General features: G+C 71.4%; 17 protein-coding genes. 10 read left to right on the top strand and 7 right to left on the bottom strand.

Annotated elements, in window-relative coordinates:
- Positions 1-463: 463 nt before the first annotated feature.
- Complete coding sequence (locus ACZ4NT_RS16050; RefSeq protein ID WP_121405326.1) at positions 464-1,396, bottom strand: Ppx/GppA phosphatase family protein; 933 nt, start codon at positions 1,394-1,396, stop codon at positions 464-466.
- A gap of 71 nt (positions 1,397-1,467) precedes the next feature.
- Here ACZ4NT_RS16050 and ACZ4NT_RS16045 point away from each other — a divergent pair, with 71 nt between their 5' ends.
- Entirely contained in the window at positions 1,468-2,307 is an 840-nt protein-coding gene (locus ACZ4NT_RS16045) for a DUF3109 family protein (RefSeq protein ID WP_467725815.1), read from the top strand.
- Between the two features lie 9 nt (positions 2,308-2,316).
- On the opposite strand, the gene ACZ4NT_RS16040 is transcribed toward ACZ4NT_RS16045, so the two are convergent.
- Positions 2,317-4,104 (bottom strand): BACON domain-containing protein, encoded by a 1,788-nt coding sequence (locus ACZ4NT_RS16040; protein ID WP_467725813.1) that lies wholly within the window; start codon positions 4,102-4,104, stop codon positions 2,317-2,319.
- A gap of 274 nt (positions 4,105-4,378) precedes the next feature.
- Between ACZ4NT_RS16040 and radA the strand changes: the two genes are divergently transcribed.
- Positions 4,379-5,788, top strand: a complete 1,410-nt coding sequence (gene radA, locus ACZ4NT_RS16035; RefSeq protein WP_121405323.1) for a DNA repair protein RadA — start codon at positions 4,379-4,381, stop codon at positions 5,786-5,788.
- A 68-nt stretch (positions 5,789-5,856) separates the two neighbouring features.
- The gene (disA, locus tag ACZ4NT_RS16030; RefSeq protein WP_121405322.1) at positions 5,857-6,981 is read left to right on the top strand and encodes a DNA integrity scanning diadenylate cyclase DisA; all 1,125 of its coding nucleotides are present in this window, start codon (positions 5,857-5,859) and stop codon (positions 6,979-6,981) included.
- Between the two features lie 237 nt (positions 6,982-7,218).
- Here the strand turns inward: disA and ACZ4NT_RS16025 are convergent, their stop codons facing one another.
- Entirely contained in the window at positions 7,219-8,025 is an 807-nt protein-coding gene (locus ACZ4NT_RS16025; RefSeq protein ID WP_467725810.1) for a hypothetical protein, read from the bottom strand.
- Positions 8,026-8,356: 331 nt separating this feature from the next.
- On the opposite strand from ACZ4NT_RS16025, the gene ACZ4NT_RS16020 reads away from it, so the two are divergent.
- The 5 genes from ACZ4NT_RS16020 to cseC all read left to right on the top strand — a co-directional run bounded on the left by ACZ4NT_RS16020 (position 8,357) and on the right by cseC (position 12,842).
- Entirely contained in the window at positions 8,357-9,289 is a 933-nt protein-coding gene (locus ACZ4NT_RS16020) for an HhH-GPD family protein (protein ID WP_467725809.1), read from the top strand.
- 260 nt (positions 9,290-9,549) lie between these two features.
- Positions 9,550-10,098, top strand: coding sequence for a SigE family RNA polymerase sigma factor (locus ACZ4NT_RS16015; protein WP_121406365.1), 549 nt, complete (start codon positions 9,550-9,552; stop codon positions 10,096-10,098).
- Positions 10,086-10,736: a hypothetical protein gene (locus tag ACZ4NT_RS16010; RefSeq protein WP_467725806.1), complete on the top strand. Its 651-nt coding sequence runs from the start codon at positions 10,086-10,088 to the stop codon at positions 10,734-10,736. The genes ACZ4NT_RS16015 and ACZ4NT_RS16010 overlap by 13 nt, the downstream gene beginning before the upstream one ends.
- Before the next feature lie 10 nt (positions 10,737-10,746).
- Positions 10,747-11,454: a two-component system response regulator CseB gene (gene cseB, locus ACZ4NT_RS16005; protein ID WP_121405318.1), complete on the top strand. Its 708-nt coding sequence runs from the start codon at positions 10,747-10,749 to the stop codon at positions 11,452-11,454.
- 8 nt (positions 11,455-11,462) lie between these two features.
- Positions 11,463-12,842, top strand: a complete 1,380-nt coding sequence (gene cseC / locus ACZ4NT_RS16000; protein ID WP_467725804.1) for a two-component system sensor histidine kinase CseC — start codon at positions 11,463-11,465, stop codon at positions 12,840-12,842.
- 159 nt (positions 12,843-13,001) lie between these two features.
- Here the strand turns inward: cseC and ACZ4NT_RS15995 are convergent, their stop codons facing one another.
- Entirely contained in the window at positions 13,002-14,618 is a 1,617-nt protein-coding gene (locus ACZ4NT_RS15995) for an MDR family MFS transporter (protein ID WP_467725802.1), read from the bottom strand.
- Positions 14,619-14,807: 189 nt separating this feature from the next.
- On the opposite strand from ACZ4NT_RS15995, the gene ACZ4NT_RS15990 reads away from it, so the two are divergent.
- Complete coding sequence (locus ACZ4NT_RS15990) at positions 14,808-15,401, top strand: TetR/AcrR family transcriptional regulator (protein WP_121405315.1); 594 nt, start codon at positions 14,808-14,810, stop codon at positions 15,399-15,401.
- A 72-nt stretch (positions 15,402-15,473) separates the two neighbouring features.
- On the opposite strand, the gene ACZ4NT_RS15985 is transcribed toward ACZ4NT_RS15990, so the two are convergent.
- Both ACZ4NT_RS15985 and ACZ4NT_RS15980 read right to left on the bottom strand, forming a co-directional pair.
- Complete coding sequence (locus ACZ4NT_RS15985) at positions 15,474-16,205, bottom strand: M23 family metallopeptidase (protein WP_467725800.1); 732 nt, start codon at positions 16,203-16,205, stop codon at positions 15,474-15,476.
- Positions 16,206-16,768: 563 nt separating this feature from the next.
- The gene (locus tag ACZ4NT_RS15980; protein WP_121405313.1) at positions 16,769-19,294 is read right to left on the bottom strand and encodes an ATP-dependent Clp protease ATP-binding subunit; all 2,526 of its coding nucleotides are present in this window, start codon (positions 19,292-19,294) and stop codon (positions 16,769-16,771) included.
- Between the two features lie 430 nt (positions 19,295-19,724).
- On the opposite strand from ACZ4NT_RS15980, the gene ACZ4NT_RS15975 reads away from it, so the two are divergent.
- Entirely contained in the window at positions 19,725-20,324 is a 600-nt protein-coding gene (locus ACZ4NT_RS15975; RefSeq protein WP_121405312.1) for an SCO3374 family protein, read from the top strand.
- Here ACZ4NT_RS15975 and ACZ4NT_RS15970 read toward each other — a convergent pair.
- Complete coding sequence (locus ACZ4NT_RS15970) at positions 20,303-20,638, bottom strand: histone-like nucleoid-structuring protein Lsr2 (protein ID WP_121405311.1); 336 nt, start codon at positions 20,636-20,638, stop codon at positions 20,303-20,305. The genes ACZ4NT_RS15975 and ACZ4NT_RS15970 overlap by 22 nt on opposite strands.
- Positions 20,639-20,751: the final 113 nt, after the last annotated feature.

Genomic DNA, 20,751 nt, shown 5'->3' with positions numbered 1-20,751 from the left:
AGGGGACGGGGCGGGGGAGGCGTGCTGTCCTTGGTTTCTCTGCCCGCGGTTTTGCTGTCGGGTTCGCTGTCCGTGGGGGGGGGGGGTCGGGGCCGTGCCGGTACATCCGCCCGTCGCTGGTCGGGCACTGAGGTCCGTCACCAGCGTTCCTCGGTGGGGTGTGACCCCGTCTCGACGGGCATCTGATGTACCGGCACGGCCCCTTGCGCCGGAGGGCGGCTGCGGGCCGTACCGATTGCGGACATACCAGCTGCGGGCAGGCGGTGCGGGGTGGGGCCCGGTCGGCCCTGGCTGCGGGCAGGCGTGCCGCAAGGGGCGGCACGGGTGGGCGCAGGCGGCACCCCGTCGGCGCCGGGTTCGCCGTCCCACCCCGGCGCCGGCCGGGACGCCGGGTGCCGATGTACGAGGGGGAAGTGGGCCGGGGGGCACGCCGAGGTGACGTTGGCCACGCCCGCCCGGAGGGCTACGCGGGAGACATGTGGTCGAGGTGGCGCAGGATCACGCCCTCCCGGAGCGCCCAGGGGCAGATCTCCACGGTCTCCAGACCGAACAGATCCATCGCCGCCTCGGCCACCAGCGCCCCGGCGACCAGCTGCCCGGCCCGCCCCTCGGACACCCCCGGAAGCTCGGCACGCTCGTCGGCGGTCATGCCGGCGAGCCTCGGCACCCACCCCTCCAGCGACTCCCGCTTCAGCTCGCGCTGGACGTAGAGCCCCTCCGCGGAGCGGGCGGCACCGGCCAGGCGGGCCAGCTGCTTGAACGTCTTGGACGTGGCGACCACGTGGTCGGGGGCGCCGAGCCGGGTGAACTCACCGACGCTGCGGGCTATCTGCGCCCGCACGTGCCGCCGCAGCGCCTTGACCGCCGCCGCGTCCGGCGGATCCCCCGGCAGCCACCCCGCGGTCAGCCGCCCCGCCCCCAGGGGGAGCGACACCGCCGCGTCCGGCTCCTCGTCCATCCCGTAGGCGATCTCCAGGGAACCGCCGCCGATGTCCAGGACGAGCAGCTTCCCCGCCGACCAGCCGAACCAGCGGCGCGCGGCGAGGAAGGTCAGCCGGGCCTCCTCGGCGCCGGTGAGGACCTGGAGTCCGACACCGGTCTCCGCGTGCACGCGGGCCAGCACGTCGTCCGCGTTGCTCGCCTCGCGCACCGCGGAGGTCGCGAACGGCAGCAGGTCCTCGACGCCCTTGTCCTCGGCGGCCTGCATCGCCTCCTGCACGACGGCTATCAGCCGGTCGACGCCGTCGGGGCCGATCGCACCGTCCGCGTCGAGGAGTTGAGCGAGCCGCAGCTCCGCCTTGTGCGAGTGCGCGGGCAGCGGGCGCGCGCCGGGGTGGGCGTCGACCACCAGCAGATGCACCGTGTTCGAACCCACGTCGAGGACACCGAGTCTCATGTACGGAACGCTACTGCCCGCCGCACGGGTGGCAGTCCCCGGAGCGGCCTCCGGCGACTTACCCTGGACAGGTGCCAAAGACGAAAAAGGCGAAGCCCGACAAATCCGCCAAGGAGCCTTCGCAGGCGAAGGCGCCCAAGCCCAAGAAGTCCCCGAGGAAGGCGGACGAACAGGGGCTCGACTTCGCCCGTGCCTGGGTGGAATTCCCGGATCCGGCCGACGACGAGCAGGTGTTCCGCTGTGACCTGACATGGCTGACCTCTCGCTGGAACTGCATCTTCGGCAGCGGCTGCCAGGGCATCCAGGCGGGCCGCGCCGACGACGGCTGCTGCACGCTGGGCGCCCACTTCTCCGACGAGGACGACGAGAAGCGCGTGGCCGGGTTCGTGGCGCGGCTCACGCCGGACATCTGGCAGCACCACGACGTCGGCACCGCGACCGGCTGGGTGTCGGAGGACGAGGACGGCGAGCGCCAGACCCGGCCGTACAAGGGTTCCTGCATCTTCCAGAACCGGCCCGGCTTCGAGGGCGGCATGGGCTGCTCGCTGCACATCCTGGCGCTCAAGGAGGGCCGCGAGCCGCTGGAGACCAAGCCGGACGTCTGCTGGCAGCTCCCCGTGCGGCGGACGTACGAGTGGATCGACCGGCCCGACGACACCCGCGTCCTCCAGGTGTCGATCGGCGAGTACGACCGCCGCGGCTGGGGTCCGGGCGGCCACGACCTGCACTGGTGGTGCACGTCGGCGACGTCGGCGCACGGCGCGGGCGACCCGGTCTACGTCTCGTACCGCCCCGAGCTCGTCGAACTCATGGGCAAGGCGGGCTACGACCGCCTGGTCGAGCTCTGCGAGGAGCGGCTCGCCTCGCAGCTCCCGCTGTTCGCGCCGCATCCCGCGGACCCCGTCGGCTGAGTCCCGCCCCTAGGAGGACGGGCTCGGTTCGCCGCTGCCGCTCGGCGGCGCCGAGCTCGTCGAGTCGCTGGGGGTCGCTGTCGGCTCACTCGGCCGCGGGCTCGGATCGGAAGGTGTCGGGTCGGGGTCGGAGGGCGACGGTTCGCTCGGCCGCGGGCTCGGGTCCGGGGGCGACGGGTGGCTCGGCGCCGGCCCCGGGCCCGTCCTGCCGTACCCGCCGATCGTGACCACCGCTCCGGCCGGTGCGATCGCCACCCGTGCGGTCCAGGATCCGGCGGGCTCGCGCAGATGATCGACGTGGACCCTGATCGTCACCGACTCGCCCGGCCGCAGCGTGCCGGAGGACCGGCTCGGGTAGAGCCAGGAGGCCCCGGTGGACGCGGACCAGCGCACCGGTGAACTCCCGTTCGCCTTCAGTGTGATGAGCGTCGTGTCGCCGGTGCTCCGGGCCGTCACCTCCAGCCCGCCCGCCCCCTTCTTGCCGCCCGCCTCGGCGCTGACGACCTCCACGGAGACATCGGAGGAACGGTCCCTCCCGGAGAAGCGGCCGTCCGGCCTGGTGCTGGCGTTCCCGGCGTTCTCGTAGCCGGTCTCGTCGCCGGCGAGACCGTCGGACCCGTGCATCTCGCTCGCGGTGACCGGGCGGCCGTCCGCGCCCTCCCCGGTGAGGGGAGCCCCCCGGTAGGCGGCCCAGAGGGCGAGGACGGGCGCGGCCACGACGGTGGCGACCACGGTGGTGGTGACGGCACGCGCGCGCAGCCGGTCTCTTCGCGCGGCATGGTCCTTGGGGTCCATCGGGAATCCCCGCCGGTCGAAGCGGGGACCGCCGCCCCGCGCGCGCGAGGCCTGCGTCATGGCGAGGTGCAGGGCCGCGCGCGGGGCTTCCAGGACCGGGAGGGCGGCGGGCGTGACGCTCGTCCCGGGCCAGGCACCGGGAACCGCGCGCTCGGCGGTGCGGCGGCAGCGCGGGCAGTCGTCGACGTGGCGGACGAGTTCGCGGCGCAGGGTGGTGCTCAGGACGAGCCGGTTGTCGCCGGTGAGCCGGGCGACGCTCGGACAGGCGCCGGTCTCCACGACGGCGAGCGCGGCGCGGGTGCGCTCCACCTCGCAGGCGGCGGTGGCGAGCAGCTCCCGCGCGGCGGCGGGTTCCATGCCGAGGACGGCGGCGACCTCCTGGGCGGCGAGCTGATGCCGTACCGCGAGTTCGAGCGCCTCCCGCTGCTCCGGGGTGGTGCCGGCCGCCTCCGGCCAGGCCAGCAGGGCCAGTTCACGGCGGCGCCGCTGCTGGACCTCCTCGGAGACGGGAGCGGTCAGCGCCTCGGCCGCCCGCCGGTCGGCGGCCTCCTTGTGCGCGCTCCCCCGGTGGGCGCCGCCCCTGTGGGCGCCCTTCTCGGGGGTTGCTCCCTGTGCTGCGCCCTCCTGGGCGGCGCGCCGGCCGGAGGCGTGGGTCGCCTGCCGCAGGCGCCGGGTCTCGGTGAGCTTGCGCAGGCAGGCCCAGCGCGCGAGGGCGTACAGCCAGGCCCTGCGGTCGTCCGCGGAGTCCGGGCCCCGTGTGCCCCGCCGCTCGGCGAGCACCAGGACGTCGCCCAGTGCCGCGGTCGCCGCGTCGTGGTCGCAGAGCACGGACAGGCAGTACGTGAACAGTCCGTCGAGGTACGGCTCGTAGCGCGCGGGAGGGTGCTGGACCAGGGTGCGGTTCGAGGCGGCGCGGGGCGCTGCCCCCCGCTTGCGCGCGTCTGGGTGCGCCCGGTGTGCGCCGGTGGTGTGCGTGGAGGTCTCCGGACTGCTGCTCTTCACCCGTGCGACCGTAGGCGCCGAGTGGTGGGCCCTTCCTCCCCCTTGAGCACATTTAATCCGTACGGGTGAAACGATCCCTCATAAGGGGACAGCAGCCCCGCATCCCGTGGCCCACACCCTCACGGGCGGCGATGAACGGCACCCGTGAGCACCCCGGCAGCGGCTCCGTGACCGCCGGCCCGGGGGCGGCCGCCGGCCCTCCCGGCGGCCTCGCCGGACGGCGGAGCAGGGCACCGGCGGGGCGCTGTCGGTGCCCTCGGTTACGGTTCCCCCCATGGCTGCCCGTACGAAAACCGCGAAGGACCGGCCGTCCTACCGCTGCACCGAGTGCGGCTGGCAGACGGCCAAGTGGCTCGGCCGCTGCCCCGAGTGCCAGGCATGGGGCACGGTCGAGGAGTACGGCGCCCCCGCGGTCCGTACGACGACACCGGGCCGCGTCACCACGTCCGCGGTGCCCATCGGCCAGGTCGACGGCCGCCAGGCCACCGCGCGCAGCACCGGCGTCCCCGAGCTGGACCGCGTCCTCGGCGGCGGCCTGGTCCCGGGCGCGGTCGTCCTCGTCGCGGGCGAGCCGGGCGTCGGCAAGTCCACGCTGCTGCTCGACGTGGCCGCCAAGTCGGCGAGCGACGAGCACCGCACGCTGTACGTGACCGGCGAGGAGTCGGCCAGCCAGGTCCGGATGCGCGCGGACCGCATCAAGGCGATCGACGACCACCTGTACCTCGCCGCCGAGACCGACCTGGCCGCCGTCCTCGGCCACTTGGACGCCGTCAAGCCGTCCCTGCTGATCCTCGACTCGGTGCAGACGGTCGCCTCCCCCGAGATCGACGGCGCCCCCGGCGGCATGGCCCAGGTGCGGGAGGTGGCGGGCGCCCTGATCCGCGCCTCGAAGGACCGCGGCATGTCCACCCTGCTGGTCGGCCACGTCACCAAGGACGGGGCGATCGCGGGCCCGCGCCTGCTCGAACACCTGGTGGACGTCGTGCTGAGCTTCGAGGGCGACCGGCACGCGCGCCTGCGGCTCGTACGAGGGGTCAAGAACCGCTACGGCACGACCGACGAGGTCGGCTGCTTCGAGCTGCACGACGAGGGCATCACGGGCCTCGCGGACCCCTCCGGCCTCTTCCTCACCCGCCGCGCGGAGCCGGTCCCGGGCACCTGCCTGACGGTGACGCTGGAAGGCCGCCGCCCCCTGGTCGCCGAGGTGCAGGCCCTCACCGTCGACTCGCAGATCCCCTCCCCGCGGCGCACGACCTCGGGCCTGGAGACCTCCCGGGTGTCGATGATGCTCGCCGTCCTGGAGCAGCGGGGCCGGATCACGGCTCTCGGGAAGCGGGACATCTACTCCGCGACCGTCGGCGGTGTGAAGCTCTCCGAGCCCGCCGCGGACCTCGCGATCGCGCTCGCGCTCGCCTCCGCGGCGAGTGACACCCCGCTCCCCAAGAACCTCGTCGCGATCGGCGAGGTGGGCCTCGCGGGCGAGGTCAGAAGGGTGACGGGCGTCCAGCGGCGGCTTGCCGAGGCGCACCGTTTGGGCTTCACCCACGCTCTCGTCCCGACCGATCCGGGCCGGATTCCACCCGGTATGAAGGTGGTCGAAGTGGCCGACATGGGCGACGCCCTGCGCGTCCTTCCGCGCTCCCGTCGGAGAGAGGCCCCACGGGAGGACGAGGAGCGCCGGTAGACTTTGCCCAGGTCTCGCCCGTCCGTACGAACCGAGGGCGACCGGAAACCTGCGACCGGAGGAGTGCAGTGGCAGCCAACGACCGGGCAGCAGCTCCCGGAAAATCCGGTGGGAGCTCCGGTGCCGATGGCCTGATGCGCGCCTCACTGAGCGCCGTGGCACCCGGCACCGCCCTGCGCGACGGGCTCGAGCGGATTCTCCGCGGCAACACCGGCGGACTCATCGTGCTCGGCTGGGACAAGACCGTCGAGTCGATGTGCACCGGCGGCTTCGTCCTGGACGTCGAGTTCACCGCGACCCGACTGCGCGAGCTGTGCAAGCTCGACGGCGGCATCGTCATCGACAAGGACATCACCAAGATCCTGCGGGCCGGCGTGCAGCTCGTGCCCGACCCGACCATCCCGACCGAGGAGACCGGCACCCGCCACCGCACCGCGGACCGGGTCTCCAAGCAGGTCGGCTTCCCGATCGTCTCGGTCTCCCAGTCCATGCGCCTGATCGCCCTGTACGTGGACGGCCAGCGGCGGGTGCTGGAGGACTCGGCGGCGATCCTGTCCCGCGCCAACCAGGCCCTTGCCACGCTGGAGCGCTACAAGCTCCGTCTCGACGAGGTGGCGGGCACCCTGTCGGCGCTGGAGATCGAGGACCTGGTCACCGTCCGGGACGTCTCGGCGGTGGCCCAGCGGCTGGAGATGGTGCGCCGGATCGCCACCGAGATCGCCGAGTACGTCGTCGAGTTGGGCACGGACGGACGTCTTCTCGCGCTCCAGCTCGACGAGTTGATCGCGGGCGTGGAGCCCGAGCGTGAACTCGTCGTGCGGGACTACGTGCCCGAGCCGACCGCCAAGCGGTCCCGCACGGTCGACGAGGCGCTCTTCGAGCTGGACGCGCTCTCGCACGCGGAGCTGCTGGAAATGCCGACGGTGGCGCGGGCGTTGGGCTACACCGGTTCTCCCGAGGCGCTCGACTCCGCGGTCTCGCCGCGTGGTTTCCGGCTGCTGGCGAAGGTGCCCCGGCTGCCCGGCGCCATCATCGACCGGCTCGTGGAGCACTTCGGGGGCCTGCAGAAGCTGCTCGCCGCGAGCGTGGACGACCTGCAGACGGTCGACGGGGTGGGCGAGGCGCGTGCCCGCAGCGTCCGCGAGGGCCTGTCCCGCCTGGCGGAGTCGTCGATCCTGGAGCGGTACGTCTAGCGGCGGAAGCGGTACGCGCCGAGGCGCGAGCGGTACATCTGGCGGCGCGAGCGATAGGTCTGGCGGCCGGAGCCGAACGAGCCGGGTCACCGGCGGTGGGTCTGGCGGCCGGAGCCGTACGTCCACGGGCACGAACGGTATGTCCGTCCAGCGGTGTGCGGAGGCGCCGGGCCCGGACCCTCGTACGGCATCCGTCGTACGCTTCGGGGGCGCCCGGCGCCCCCGGTCCGCTCCGCGTCAGTCCTTCTCCAGCACGAAGGACGTCTGGGCCTTCGCCAGCCCCGGCGCCTTCGCCTCGACCAGATAGGTCCCCGCGGACGCCGAACCCGCCGGAGGCGTCGCGCACTCGGGGGCGCTCGCCTTGCGGTCCCACGTCACGGTGCGGGTCACGCGGTCGTCGGCGGGGACGCGGAAGAGCAGGCTGCCGGATCCCTTGGGGCAGTCCCCGGAGGACCAGAACGCGTCGTCGCTGCCCGCCTGAGTGATCGTCAGAACGGTGTTCTTCGGGCCGAGGTCGACCTTGCAGTCGGTGGACGACGTGTTCTTGGCGGTCAGCTCGATGACCGGCTTCCGGCCCGGGGCGTAGGTGTTGTGGATGCTGCGCAGCGTCAACTTGACCGATCCGGCGGTGCAGTTGGGGAGGCCCGAGCCGGCCGGAAGCTGCTCGCCCGACCCGCCGCCGCCCTTGGCGCCGTCGTCGGAGCCCCCGGCGGATCCCGCGGAGCCCGTGCCGCCCCCGGAGCCCGAACCGTCACCGCCGCCCGAGCCCGACCCGCCGCTCCCGTCGCCCGTGCCGCTCGACTCGTCGCGCCCGCCCGGGTGTTGACTGATCGCGGGCCCGGAGCCGGTCGGCCCCGGCGTGATCGAGGGCGCCGGGTTCTTGCCGTTGGAGCCGTCCCCGTCGCCGTTGCCGCCCCCGCCGCCGGAGGTGATCACCCACAGCGCGAGCAGCGCCAACAGGCCGACCACGGACAGCAGAACGGCCCTCCGTCGCCAGTAGATGGAGGAGGGAAGCGGCCCGACCGGATTGCGCAGAGATCCCACGGCGCAAACTGTACGAGAGATCGTCCCCTTCCCTGGCGCCACCCGCCGCCCTGAGCCGCAACTTTTCCGGATCATCATCCCGGTCGGGCGCTCTCCGCCCCGACTTTCACCGGGCCGGGGGTCCGGCGGTCGCAGGGTGTGACGAAGGCGGGCTTTTGGACACCCTCCGTGATCTCGAACATGGACCCCTCGTCAGCCCTTCACGGGGGGTGTCGCCGACTGCGGCCGCCGCGCGGCGGCCGGTCCCGCCTCTGCCGATCGTCAGGTCTTCCGACCCGCCCCCGTGGCTGGCCGCGAGCGGACGCTCCTCCGTGGCAGGATCGGTTCCGTCATGACTGCACCCACTTTGCCCACGCCCAGCACTCCGTCCACCGCGGCGCCCGGCGCCCCCGGTGGCTCCCTGCACGAGCCGGTCATCGACTGGTTCGACGAGCACGCCCGCGATCTGCCGTGGCGGCGTCCCGACGCCGGCCCCTGGGGCGTGATGGTCAGTGAGTTCATGTTGCAGCAGACACCGGTGAACCGGGTGCTGCCCGTCTACGAGCAGTGGCTGGCCCGCTGGCCGCGCCCCGCCGATCTGGCCAAGGAGGCGCCGGGCGAGGCCGTCCGCGCCTGGGGCCGGCTCGGCTACCCGCGGCGCGCGCTGCGGCTGCACGGCGCAGCGGTCGCCATAACGGAGCGGCACGGCGGCGACGTGCCGGCCGAGCACGCCCAGCTGCTGGCGCTGCCCGGTATCGGCGAGTACACGGCGGCGGCCGTGGCGTCGTTCGCCTACGGGCAGCGGCACGCCGTCCTGGACACGAACGTCCGGCGCGTCTTCGCGCGCGCGGTCACCGGCACGCAGTACCCGCCGAACGCCACGACCGCCGCCGAACGCAAACTCGCCCGGGCCCTCCTGCCCGAGGACGAGCACACGGCCTCGCGCTGGGCCGCCGCCTCCATGGAACTCGGCGCGCTGGTGTGCACGGCGAAGAACGAGTCGTGCCACCGGTGCCCGATCGCCGCCCTGTGCGCCTGGCGGCTCGCCGGGAAGCCGGAGTACCAGGGGCCGCCCCGGCGCGGCCAGACGTACGCGGGAACCGACCGCCAGGTCCGCGGGCGGCTGCTCGCCGTGCTGCGGGAGGCCGTCACGCCCGTCCCGCAGGCGGCGCTCGACCGCGTGTGGGACGAGCCGGTGCAGCGCGCCCGCGCCCTGGACGGTCTCGTCTCCGACGGTCTGGTCGAACCCATGCCGGGCGGGCTCTACCGGCTGCCCCTGGGCTGAGCGACAGCGGCCGGGACAACCCCTCCGAGCGGGGCCGGCCGCCGAAATCGCCCTCAACTCCGACAACTCGGCATCTCCCCTTACCCCTCTTTTACTTCCGTTACACAACCGACGGACAGCCGAGCGCTGGCCGCAGGCTGCCTCGGACAACCCCGTGACAACGCCTCCGTAGCTTCATTCCCGTACCGCGGGGACAGCGGCACGCAGGCAACGGACAACCGGCAGCGCTCGGGTCGGCAACGGGGATGGAGGCGGTCAGCATGGCGCAGGGAGAGGTGCTCGAGTTCGAGGAGTACGTGCGCACCCGGCAGGACGCGCTGCTGCGCAGTGCCCGCCGCCTGGTCCCCGACCCGGTCGACGCCCAGGACCTGCTGCAGACCGCGCTCGTCAGGACGTACGGCCGCTGGGACGGCATCGCCGACAAGCGGCTGGCGGACGCCTATCTGCGCCGCGTCATGATCAACACGCGTACCGAGTGGTGGCGGGCGCGCAAGCTCGAAGAGGTGCCCACCGAGCAGCTTCCGGACGCGAGCGTCGACGACTCCACCGAGCAGCACGCGGACCGCGCGCTGCTGATGGACATCATGAAGGTGCTGGCTCCCAAGCAGCGCAGTGTCGTGGTGCTGCGACACTGGGAGCAGATGTCCACGGAGGAGACGGCCGCCGCGCTCGGCATGTCGGCCGGTACGGTCAAGAGCACGCTGCACCGGGCGCTGGCCCGGCTCCGTGAGGAGCTGGAGAGCCGGGACCGCGAGGAGCGCGGCGCCCGCGCGCTCGGACGTGAGGAGCGGGAGCGTTGCGCGGCCTAGGTTCAGGGTCCATCGGGCCCGGTGGGGCCCTCAAGGCGGTGATCACGGCGGCGGCCGTGTTCGCCGCCCTCGCCCTTTTCGTCTCCGCGTGCGCCACCGGCGGCACCGGAGCCCGGGACGAGGGACCGGCCGGCGCCGACTCGGTCGCCGGCACCACGACACCGGTCTCGACACCGACCAGGCGCCCCGGCCGCGTGAACGCGGTCAAACTCGTCAAGAACGACCCGAAGGTCAGCGCGGCGGTCAAGCGTGATCTGAAGCCCTGCGTCGCGGACGAGTACCCGGTCGACGTGTCGTACGGGAACCTGACCGGAGGGGCCGCGGACGACATCGTGGTGAACGTGATGACCTGCGGCGACGCCGTCGGCATCGGCGCGTACGTGTACCGCGCGCAGGACGGCGGCTACGAGAACGTCTTCAAGGCCGAGGAGCCGCCGGTCTACGCGGAGATCGACCGGGGCGACCTGGTGGTCACCCGGCAGCTGTACAAGAAGGGCGACCCGGTGTCGTATCCGTCCAGCGAGGAAGTGACCACCTACGGCTGGTCCGCGGGCCGGTTCGGCGTGGAGGGCCAGATCCACAACGACTACAGCAACGCGGTGGGCGGCAGTGCATCGCCCGCCCCGGACGCGAACTGAGAGCAGAGGGATGGCAGAGCAGACCCACGTCCTGTTCGTCGAGGACGACGACGTCATCCGCGAGGCCACGCAGCTCGCCCTGGAGCGCGACGGCTTCGCGGTCACCGCCATGCCCGACGGGCTCTCCGGCCTGGAGGCGTTCCGCGCGAACCGTCCCGACATCGCGCTGCTGGACGTCATGGTGCCCGGCCTCGACGGGGTCAGCCTGTGCCGCCGTATCCGCGACGAGTCCGCCGTCCCCGTGATCATGCTGTCGGCGCGCGCCGACTCCATCGACGTGGTCCTGGGACTGGAGGCGGGCGCCGACGACTACGTCACCAAGCCCTTCGACGGCGCGGTGCTGGTCGCCCGGATCCGCGCCGTGCTGCGGCGTTTCGGGCACGCGAGCGGTCCCGCGGGCCCGTCCCCGGCGGAGCCGGAGCGGCTCGACGGCGGCGTCCTGTCCTTCGGGGATCTGGAGATCGACACCGAGGGCATGGAGGTGCGGCGGGACGGGCGTCCGGTGTCGCTCACCCCCACCGAGATGCGCCTGCTCCTGGAGTTCTCCTCCGCCCCCGGCACGGTCCTGTCCCGGGACAAGCTGCTGGAACGCGTGTGGGACTACGGATGGGGCGGCGACACACGGGTCGTCGACGTCCATGTGCAGCGGCTCCGCACGAAGATCGGCCAGGACCGGATCGAGACGGTCCGCGGCTTCGGCTACAAGTTGAAGGCCTGAGCGGGGATATGCGGGGGATGTTGCGACGCCTGGTCCGGGACGGCACGGGAGCCGACGGGGGCAGGGTCATCCGCACCGGCATCCGGTGGAAGCTCAGCGCGGCCATCGCACTGGTCGGCGCACTGGTGGCGATCGCGCTCAGCCTGGTCGTGCACAACGCGGCCCGCGTCTCGATGCTCGACAACTCGCGCGATCTGGCGGACGAACGCATCCAGGTCGCGCAGCGCATGTACGAGTCCGGCCGCACCCGGTCCTTCGGGGTGGAGGTCGACGATCCGACCATCCCGCGGGACCTGCTGCTGAAGGTCGCGCAGGGCCGCCGCGCCACCTACGTGGCCGAGGGGCCCAACGGGGTGCCGGACATCTGGGCCGCCGTCCCCCTCAAGGACGGCCGGGTGCTGTCCCTGCACACGCGGTTCACCGACCGCAGCGCGACCGTGATGAAGGACCTCGACCAGGCGCTCCTCATCGGCTCCATCGCGGTCGTCTTCGGCGGCTGCGCGCTCGGCGTGCTCATCGGCGGCCAGCTCTCGCGCCGGCTGCGCAAGGCGGCGGCGGCCGCGAACCAGGTCGCCAAGGGGGACACGGACGTACGGGTGCGGGATGCCATCGGCGGTGTCGTCCGGGACGAGACCGACGATCTGGCGCGGGCGGTGGACGCGATGGCGGACGCGCTCCAGCAGCGCATCGAGGCCGAGCGCCGGGTCACGGCGGACATCGCGCACGAGCTGCGCACACCGGTGACCGGGCTGCTGACGGCCGCCGAACTGCTGCCTCCGGGTCGGCCGACGGAGCTCGTACGGGACCGGGCGCAGGCCATGCGCACCCTGGTCGAGGACGTCCTGGAGGTCGCGCGTCTCGACGGGGCGTCCGAGCGGGCCGAGCTGCAGGACATCATGCTCGGCGAGTTCGTGTCCCGGCGGGTGGCCGCGAAGGACCCGGACATCGACGTGCTCGTGGTGCACGAGTCGGAGGTCACCACGGATCCGCGCCGGCTGGAACGCGTGCTGTTCAACCTCCTGGCGAACGCGGCGCGGCACGGCAGGCCGCCGATCGAGGTGTCGGTCGAGGGCCGCGTCATCCGGGTCCGCGACCACGGTCCCGGCTTCCCCGAGAAGCTGCTCCACGAAGGCCCCAGCCGCTTCCGCACCGGCAGCAGCGACCGCGCGGGCCGGGGGCACGGCCTCGGTCTGACCATCGCCACCGGCCAGGCCCGGGTGCTCGGCGCCCGGCTCACCTTCCGCAACGTGCGCCCCGCGGGGGCCCCGCCCGAGGTGCCCGCCGAGGGTGCGGTGGCGGTCCTCTGGCTCCCGGAGCACGCCCCGACGAACACGGGCAGCTATCCGATGCTGCCGCTGCAGGTCCCCGGCCAGGCCGGACACTCCTGAGCAGCAGCGGGACGGCGGACGGGCTCCCCGGTCCCGCGCTGCGGGCACGCTCCTCGGTCCCGGGGGTGCGGGTGTCGCCGCTCCGCCGCGCGGGACGGGAAAGGCCCCCGGGGCGGACAACGCCGGGGGCCTTTCCCACCGAGGTGGGCGTCGGTCTGCTCAGACGGCCTCTGCAACCGTCGGAGTCGCGCCCGCGGCATCCCCGTCCGCGTCCACGGCGGACTTGGGCGCTCCCGCTCCCTTCAGCGGGACCTCCTTCACGAAGATCGCGGCGATCAGCGCCACCACGGCCACGACGGACCCGAGCAGGAACGCCGAGTGCGTACCGGAGCTGACCGCGTGCTTGTAGGCCTCCTGAGCCGCGGCGGGCAGCCGGGCCATGCTGGCCGCGTCCAGCTGCGCGGTCTGCTCGGTGACCTTGGACCCGATCGCACCGGCACGCTCCGCCATCACGTCCTGCACCCGGTGGTTGAACAGCGCGCCCATGATCGCCACACCGAACGACGAGCCGAGCGTACGGAACAGGGTGGTCGACGAGGACGCGACGCCCATGTCCTTCATCTCGACGCTGTTCTGCGCGACGAGCATGGTGATCTGCATCAGGCAGCCCATGCCGGCGCCGAGGACCGCCATGTACAGCCCCGACGTCAGCCGGGTCGTGTCGGTGTCCATCTGCGCGAGCAGGAAGAGGCCCGCCACCATCAGCACGCTGCCGACGACGGGGAATACCTTGTACTTGCCGCTGTTGGTGGTGACCCGCCCGGCGACCATCGACACGACGAGCATCGCGCCGAGCATCGGCAGGAGCAGCAGACCGGAGTTGGTGGCGGACGCGCCCTGCACCGACTGCTGGTACAGCGGCAGGAAGAGCACGGCGCCGAACATCACGAAGCCGGTGATGAAGCCGATGACCGACATCAGCGTGAAGTTGCGGCTGCGGAAGATGTGCAGCGGGACGATCGGCGCGGCGGCCCTGGTCTGCACGAAGACGAAGCCGACGAGCGCGGCGACGCCGATGCCGATGAGCTCCATGATCCGGGCCGAGCCCCAGGAGTACTCGGTGCCGCCCCAGGTGGTGACGAGCACGATGGCCGTGATGCCCAGCGCCAGCAGCCCGGCGCCCAGGTAGTCGATCCGGCTGTCGACCCGCTTCTTCGGCAGGTGCAGCACGGCGCTGACGGCGATCAGCGCGACGATGCCGAGGGGCAGGTTGATGTAGAAGGACCAGCGCCACCCCCAGTGGTCGGTGATGGTGCCGCCGACGAGCGGACCGGCGATCATGGCGAGCGCCATGACACCGGCGATCATGCCCTGGTACTTGCCGCGCTCCCGCGGCGGGATCAGGTCACCGATGATCGCCATGACGCCGACCATCAGGCCACCGGCGCCGAGGCCCTGGATCGCCCGGAAGCCGATCAGCTGTCCCATGTCCTGGGCCATACCGCTGAGCGCCGACCCGATCAGGAAGACCACGATCGAGGTCATGAAGACGCCCTTGCGCCCGTACATGTCGCCGAGCTTTCCCCAGATCGGGGTGGAGGCGGCGGTGGCGAGGGTGTATCCGGTGACGACCCACGACAGGTGCTCCAGGCCGCCCAGCTCGCCCACGATCGTCGGCATCGCCGTGCCCACGATCATGTTGTCGAGCATCGCGAGCATCATCGCGATCAGCAGGGCGCCGAGGACGACCCGCACGCTGCGGGGCTGCGGCCCGGCTGCTGCCGCGTCCTCCGGTGGTTTGCCGGTCCGTACGACCGCTTCGGTGTTGTCCGCCATGACTCCCACTCCCCTGGACCGGCCGGCCCCACGGTTTCGGCCGATCCCACTCGTCTACTTACTTGCCGCCCGGCAAGTTCACTACACTCAGGAACGTAGACCGCCAACTAGCCGGGCGTCAAGTAAGTTTGTGGTGGCTTTACCAGCCGGTCGTCAAGTAAGTTTTCAGGGAGCGCAAGGAGTACGAGGATGGGCGGCACCATGGACGGCACCAAGCGACAGCGCCGCGGCGACACCCGCCAGCGCATCCAGGACGTGGCCCTCGAACTCTTCTCCGAGCAGGGCTACGAGAAGACGTCTCTGCGCGAGATCGCCGAGCACCTCGACGTCACGAAGGCAGCGCTCTACTACCACTTCAAGACCAAGGAAGAGATCCTCATCAGCCTCTTCGAGGATCTGACGAGGCCCTTGGACGAGCTGATCGAGTGGGGCAGGCAGCAGCCGCACTCCCTGGACACCAAGCAGGAGGTGCTGCGCCGCTACAGCGAGGCCCTGACCGGCGCGGCCCCGCTCTTCCGCTTCATGCAGGAGAACCAGGCGACGGTGCGCGAGCTGAGCATCGGCGAGACCTTCAAGGACCGCATGCTCTCCATGCTGGACATCATCAAGGAGCCGGAGGCGGCGCTGCCGGACCAGGTCCGCTGCATCAGCGCGCTCTTCACGATGCACGCCGGGATGTTCGTCCTCAAGGACGTCGAAGGCGACCCCGAGGAGAAGCGCAAGGCTGTCCTCGAGGTCGCGATCGATCTGGTGACGCGGGCGCACGGCGCCGCCACGTCGTAAGCCACGGGCCTCTCGGCACGCGTGGTGCCTGTGTGCCCCTGGGCCTGCCGGGCAGGCCCGGCGCGGCTTCCGTCAGACGGTGACGCCCTTGCCGCGCAGGAAGCTGACCGGGTCGACGGCGGACCCGTAGTTCGCGGTCGTACGGATCTCGAAGTGCAGGTGAGGTCCGCTGGAGTTACCGGTGTTGCCGGAGAGCGCTATGTGCTGACCGGTGGAGACGACCTGGCCGACCTTCACGTCCACGCGGGACAGGTGCGCGTACTGCGAGTAGGTGCCGTTGCCGTGCTTGATGACGACGGCGTTGCCGTACGCGGGACCGTCACCGGCGCCGTTGCCGCCGGTCTTCACGACCGTGCCGCCGTGGGCGGCGACGACCTGGGTGCCCTGCGGCACGGCGTAGTCCTGGCCGGAGTGCTTGTGCGACCACATGCCGCCGGCCTGGTTGAAGCTGGCGGACAGCTTGTACTGCTTCACCGGGTCGACCCAGGAGGGGGCCTTCTTGGCAGCAGCCTTCTTGGCGGCGGCCTTCTTGGCAGCGGCCTTCTTGGCGGCGGCGGCCTTCGCCGTGTCGGCGGCCTTCTTGGTCTTCGCCGCGGTGTCGGCGGCGGCCTTGGCCTGCGCCGCGGCCTGGGTCTGCACCGCGCTGGCCGTGGTGCCGGAGGCGGCGGTGGCCAGCGTGGTGTCGGCGGCGGCCGCGACCCCGGCGCCCAGAGCGACCGAGGCACCGAGCCCGACGGTCAGGACGGCCGCCCGCATACGGAGCTGGGACGCACGGGAGTGACGGGGCGAGACGCGCTTCGACATGTAAACCTCTTCGAGACGGGGACGGGGCACAAAGAACACCCGGCACACAGGCATCTGCCGGGTGGACCATCCCTTGGTAACCCGGCTCCCCAGGAAGCCCCAAACCGCCTATCTACGAACCAAGGCCGTAGTTCGCCTCAAAACTTTCGACTTCTTGACAGATCATTCGATGGCCTAAGAATCTCGCCCATTTCGGCCACACGGGGAGGTTTAGCCCCACCTGAAGGCCACGATGCCCTGGGATGTGGCACCCAGGCCGCACGTACACCCCCATGGTTCGAGCGGCCCTCACCCCTGTGGGCCAAAGGTCCTTTTTGTCCCTTCGCGTCCGTCCACTATTCCACCTAGTAACGGACAAATCGCCTGTGCGTCATGTCACCGGGGGCCGAGATCCAGGCGGCTGGAAATGTGACGCGGGCTACGCGATCGCCCCCCTCCCGAAGGGCCTGCCGACCCCGCTCACGGTGGCTCTCGGGCGGCCCCGGTCCGGCGTACGAGCACGCCAAAGGGGCTGCCCCGGGACCGAAGTCCCGGGGCAGCCCCTTGTGAAGCGAACCCGGAGGTTACGCGTCCTTGCTCAGGTTGGGACCGGCGCCGCCGGCCGCCTGCTCGATCGGCGGGACGTCGGGGAGCGCCGACTTCTCCTCACCCCGGAAGGTGAAGGTCTTGGCGTCGCCCTCGCCCTCCGTGTCCACGACCACGATGTGGCCCGGACGCAGCTCACCGAAGAGGATCTTCTCGGACAGGGTGTCCTCGACCTCGCGCTGGATCGTGCGACGCAGCGGACGCGCGCCGAGCACGGGGTCGTAGCCCTTCTTGGCGAGGAGCTCCTTCGCGGACTGGGAGAGCTCGATGCCCATGTCCCGGTCCTTGAGGCGCTCGTCCACCTTGCCGACCATCAGGTCGACGATCTTGAGGATGTCCTCCTGCGTGAGCTGCGGGAAGACCACGACGTCGTCGACACGGTTGAGGAACTCGGGACGGAAGTGCTGCTTGAGCTCGTCCGACACCTTGTTCTTCATGCGCTCGTAGTTGGTCTTCGTGTCACCCGAGGCCGCAAAGCCCAGGTTGAAGCCCTTCGAGATGTCCCGCGTGCCGAGGTTGGTCGTCATGATGATGACCGTGTTCTTGAAGTCCACGACGCGGCCCTGGGAGTCGGTCAGGCGACCGTCCTCCAGGATCTGCAGCAGCGAGTTGAAGATGTCCGGGTGAGCCTTCTCCACCTCGTCGAACAGGACGACGGAGAACGGCTTGCGGCGCACCTTCTCGGTCAGCTGACCGCCCTCCTCGTAGCCCACGTAACCGGGGGGCGAACCGAAGAGACGCGAGACCGTGTGCTTCTCGCTGAACTCCGACATGTCGAGGGAGATCAGCGCGTCCTCGTCACCGAAGAGGAACTCGGCGAGCGCCTTGGACAGCTCGGTCTTACCGACACCGGACGGGCCGGCGAAGATGAACGAGCCACCCGGACGCTTCGGGTCCTTCAGACCGGCGCGCGTACGGCGGATCGCCTTGGAGAGCGCCTTGACGGCGTCCTTCTGGCCGATGACCCGCTTGTGGAGCTCGTCCTCCATGCGCAGCAGACGCGAGGACTCCTCCTCGGTCAGCTTGAAGACCGGGATGCCGGTGGCGGTCGCGAGGACCTCGGCGATCAGCTCGCCGTCGACCTCGGCGACGACGTCCATGTCGCCGGCCTTCCACTCCTTCTCGCGCTTGGCCTTCGCGGCGAGGAGCTGCTTCTCCTTGTCACGCAGGGAGGCGGCCTTCTCGAAGTCCTGCGAGTCGATCGCGGACTCCTTGTCGCGGCGCACGCCCGCGATCTTCTCGTCGAACTCGCGCAGGTCCGGCGGCGCCGTCATCCGACGGATGCGCATCCGGGAGCCCGCCTCGTCGATCAGGTCGATCGCCTTGTCGGGGAGGAACCGGTCGGAGATGTAGCGGTCCGCGAGCGTCGCGGCCTGGACCAGAGCCTCGTCCGTGATCGAGACGCGGTGGTGCGCCTCGTAGCGGTCGCGCAGGCCCTTGAGGATCTCGATGGTGTGCGGGAGGGAAGGCTCCGCCACCTGGATCGGCTGGAAGCGGCGCTCCAGGGCCGCGTCCTTCTCGAGGTGCTTGCGGTACTCGTCCAGGGTCGTGGCACCGATGGTCTGGAGCTCACCGCGGGCCAGCATCGGCTTCAGGATCGAAGCGGCGTCGATGGCGCCCTCGGCGGCACCCGCACCGACCAGCGTGTGCAGCTCGTCGATGAACAGGATGATGTCGCCGCGGGTGCGGATCTCCTTGAGCACCTTCTTCAGGCGCTCCTCGAAGTCACCGCGGTAGCGGGAGCCGGCGACCAGCGCGCCCAGGTCGAGGGTGTAGAGGTGCTTGTCCTTGAGGGTCTCGGGCACCTCGCCCTTGACGATGGCCTGCGCGAGGCCTTCGACGACGGCGGTCTTGCCGACGCCGGGCTCGCCGATGAGGACCGGGTTGTTCTTCGTGCGGCGGGACAGCACCTGCATGACCCGCTCGATCTCCTTCTCGCGCCCGATGACCGGGTCGAGCTTGGACTCACGAGCGGCCTGGGTGAGGTTCCGGCCGAACTGGTCGAGGACCAGGGACGTCGAGGGGGTGCCCTCGGCAGGCCCGCCGGCGGTGGCGGTCTCCTTGCCCTGGTAACCGGAGAGCAGCTGGATCACCTGCTGCCGCACGCGGTTGAGGTCTGCGCCCAGCTTGACCAGGACCTGGGCGGCGACGCCCTCGCCCTCACGGATCAGGCCGAGCAGGATGTGCTCCGTGCCGATGTAGTTGTGGCCCAGCTGAAGGGCCTCGCGGAGCGACAGCTCCAGGACCTTCTTGGCACGGGGAGTGAAGGGGATGTGCCCGGACGGGGCCTGCTGCCCCTGCCCGATGATCTCCTCCACCTGCTGGCGGACCGCCTCGAGCGAAATCCCGAGGCTCTCCAGGGCCTTAGCGGCGACACCCTCACCCTCGTGGATCAGGCCCAGGAGGATGTGCTCGGTGCCGATGTAGTTGTGGTTGAGCATCCGGGCTTCTTCCTGAGCCAGGACGACAACCCGCCGCGCGCGGTCGGTGAACCTCTCGAACATCGTTAATCGCTCCTCAGAGCGGTCAGGCAGTAAGGGGACGCTCCCCTCCCTGTCCTTCCGCAGCTTAGTCCCGCAAGCGGGGACCGCTCATTCCAACTGCCGACACCGTCCTTGGCCTCCTGACCCCGAACGCCGACATATGCTCCAACCCGATGGTGCGAGACGATGTTCCCGCAGGCCAGGCAGTTACCCCCACCATCAGTACGCCGATGGCGAACGTGAGACCGCCTTTCCTTGCGTGTCGCCCCCTCCCACTAGGGATGTCTTACCCGTACGCACGGACACTCCATGCCGCGCGCACCCCTCCCCTCCGCTATGGGCGAACACCCTCGCGCCGCCAAGCGCTCCTGCACGCCCCCTTTCGCCGCACGCTTCGCGTTCGACGAAACACCCAGCGTAACTTGGGGGCCCTCCGAACGGTTGCTCTGGCATGGTTCCCACCGTTCCCCCTCCTCGTCGCCCGCTCGGTTCCGGCTGCGCCGACGGCACCGAAGACCCGGTGCGGCGCTGGTACGAGAACGAACTGGGCTGGGCCACCGTGCCCGGGCCGCCCACGGGAATCCTCACGGGGCTGCGCTTCGACGTCCTGGAGGTGCCCGCCGAGGCCGGAATGGCGGCGCTGCGGCATCTGGGCCCGACGTCCCCGGTCGCCCTCCAGGGGGACCGGATGCGGCTACTGGTCGCCGAGGGCGGCGCGGAGGAGCTGCCCGGGCTGCTGGACTGGCTGGAGTGGGGCACTCTGGCGCTGGATCTCACCGCGATCGGCGCGGGCGGGCGCATCGAGGCGCCGGTGCCGCCGGGAGGGGCCGGCGGCCGTCCGCCGGCCGCCGGAGGCGGTCCGCAGGGGGCCGCCGTCTGGCTGCGGCCCCCCGAGCCGGGGTGCGAGGTCGAACCCTCACTGCCGACGCTGTCGGCCGTGGGGGGCGGTGGGGGCGCCCCCGATCTCGTACGAGTCGTGGACACGATGGCAACCCACTGCCACCGTGTCCGGCTGCGGCGCGCGTGCGCTCAGCCGTTGGCCTTCTCGTAGGCCTCGCGAATGGACGCGGGAACGCGGCCACGGTCGTTGACCTCGTAGCCGTTCTCCTTCGCCCACGCGCGGATCTGCGCGGTGTCCTGGCTGCCACCGGAAGCGGCGCGCGCCTTTCCACGTCCACCCGACGAGCGGCCTCCGGTGCGACGACCACCCTTCACGTAAGGGTCGAGAAGACCGCGAAGCTTGTCGGCATTGGCGGTCGTGAGGTCGATCTCGTACGTCTTGCCGTCCAGCGCGAACGTCACGGTCTCGTCCGCCTCGCCACCGTCGAGGTCGTCGACAAGAAGGACCTGAACCTTCTGTGCCACCGGATTTCCTTTCATCGATAACCGTGGGGCGGAGGGCCGGCGGCATGCGCCGCTGTTTCGCGTCCCCTGTTATATGCAGTACTGCAGTACGTCGGAAAGCAAACCGCTTTTGC

The organism is Streptomyces sp. NPDC026417, assembly GCF_055567695.1.
The sequence above is the reverse complement of the archived record's forward strand: the minus strand, read 5'-3'. Positions and strand labels throughout refer to the sequence as shown.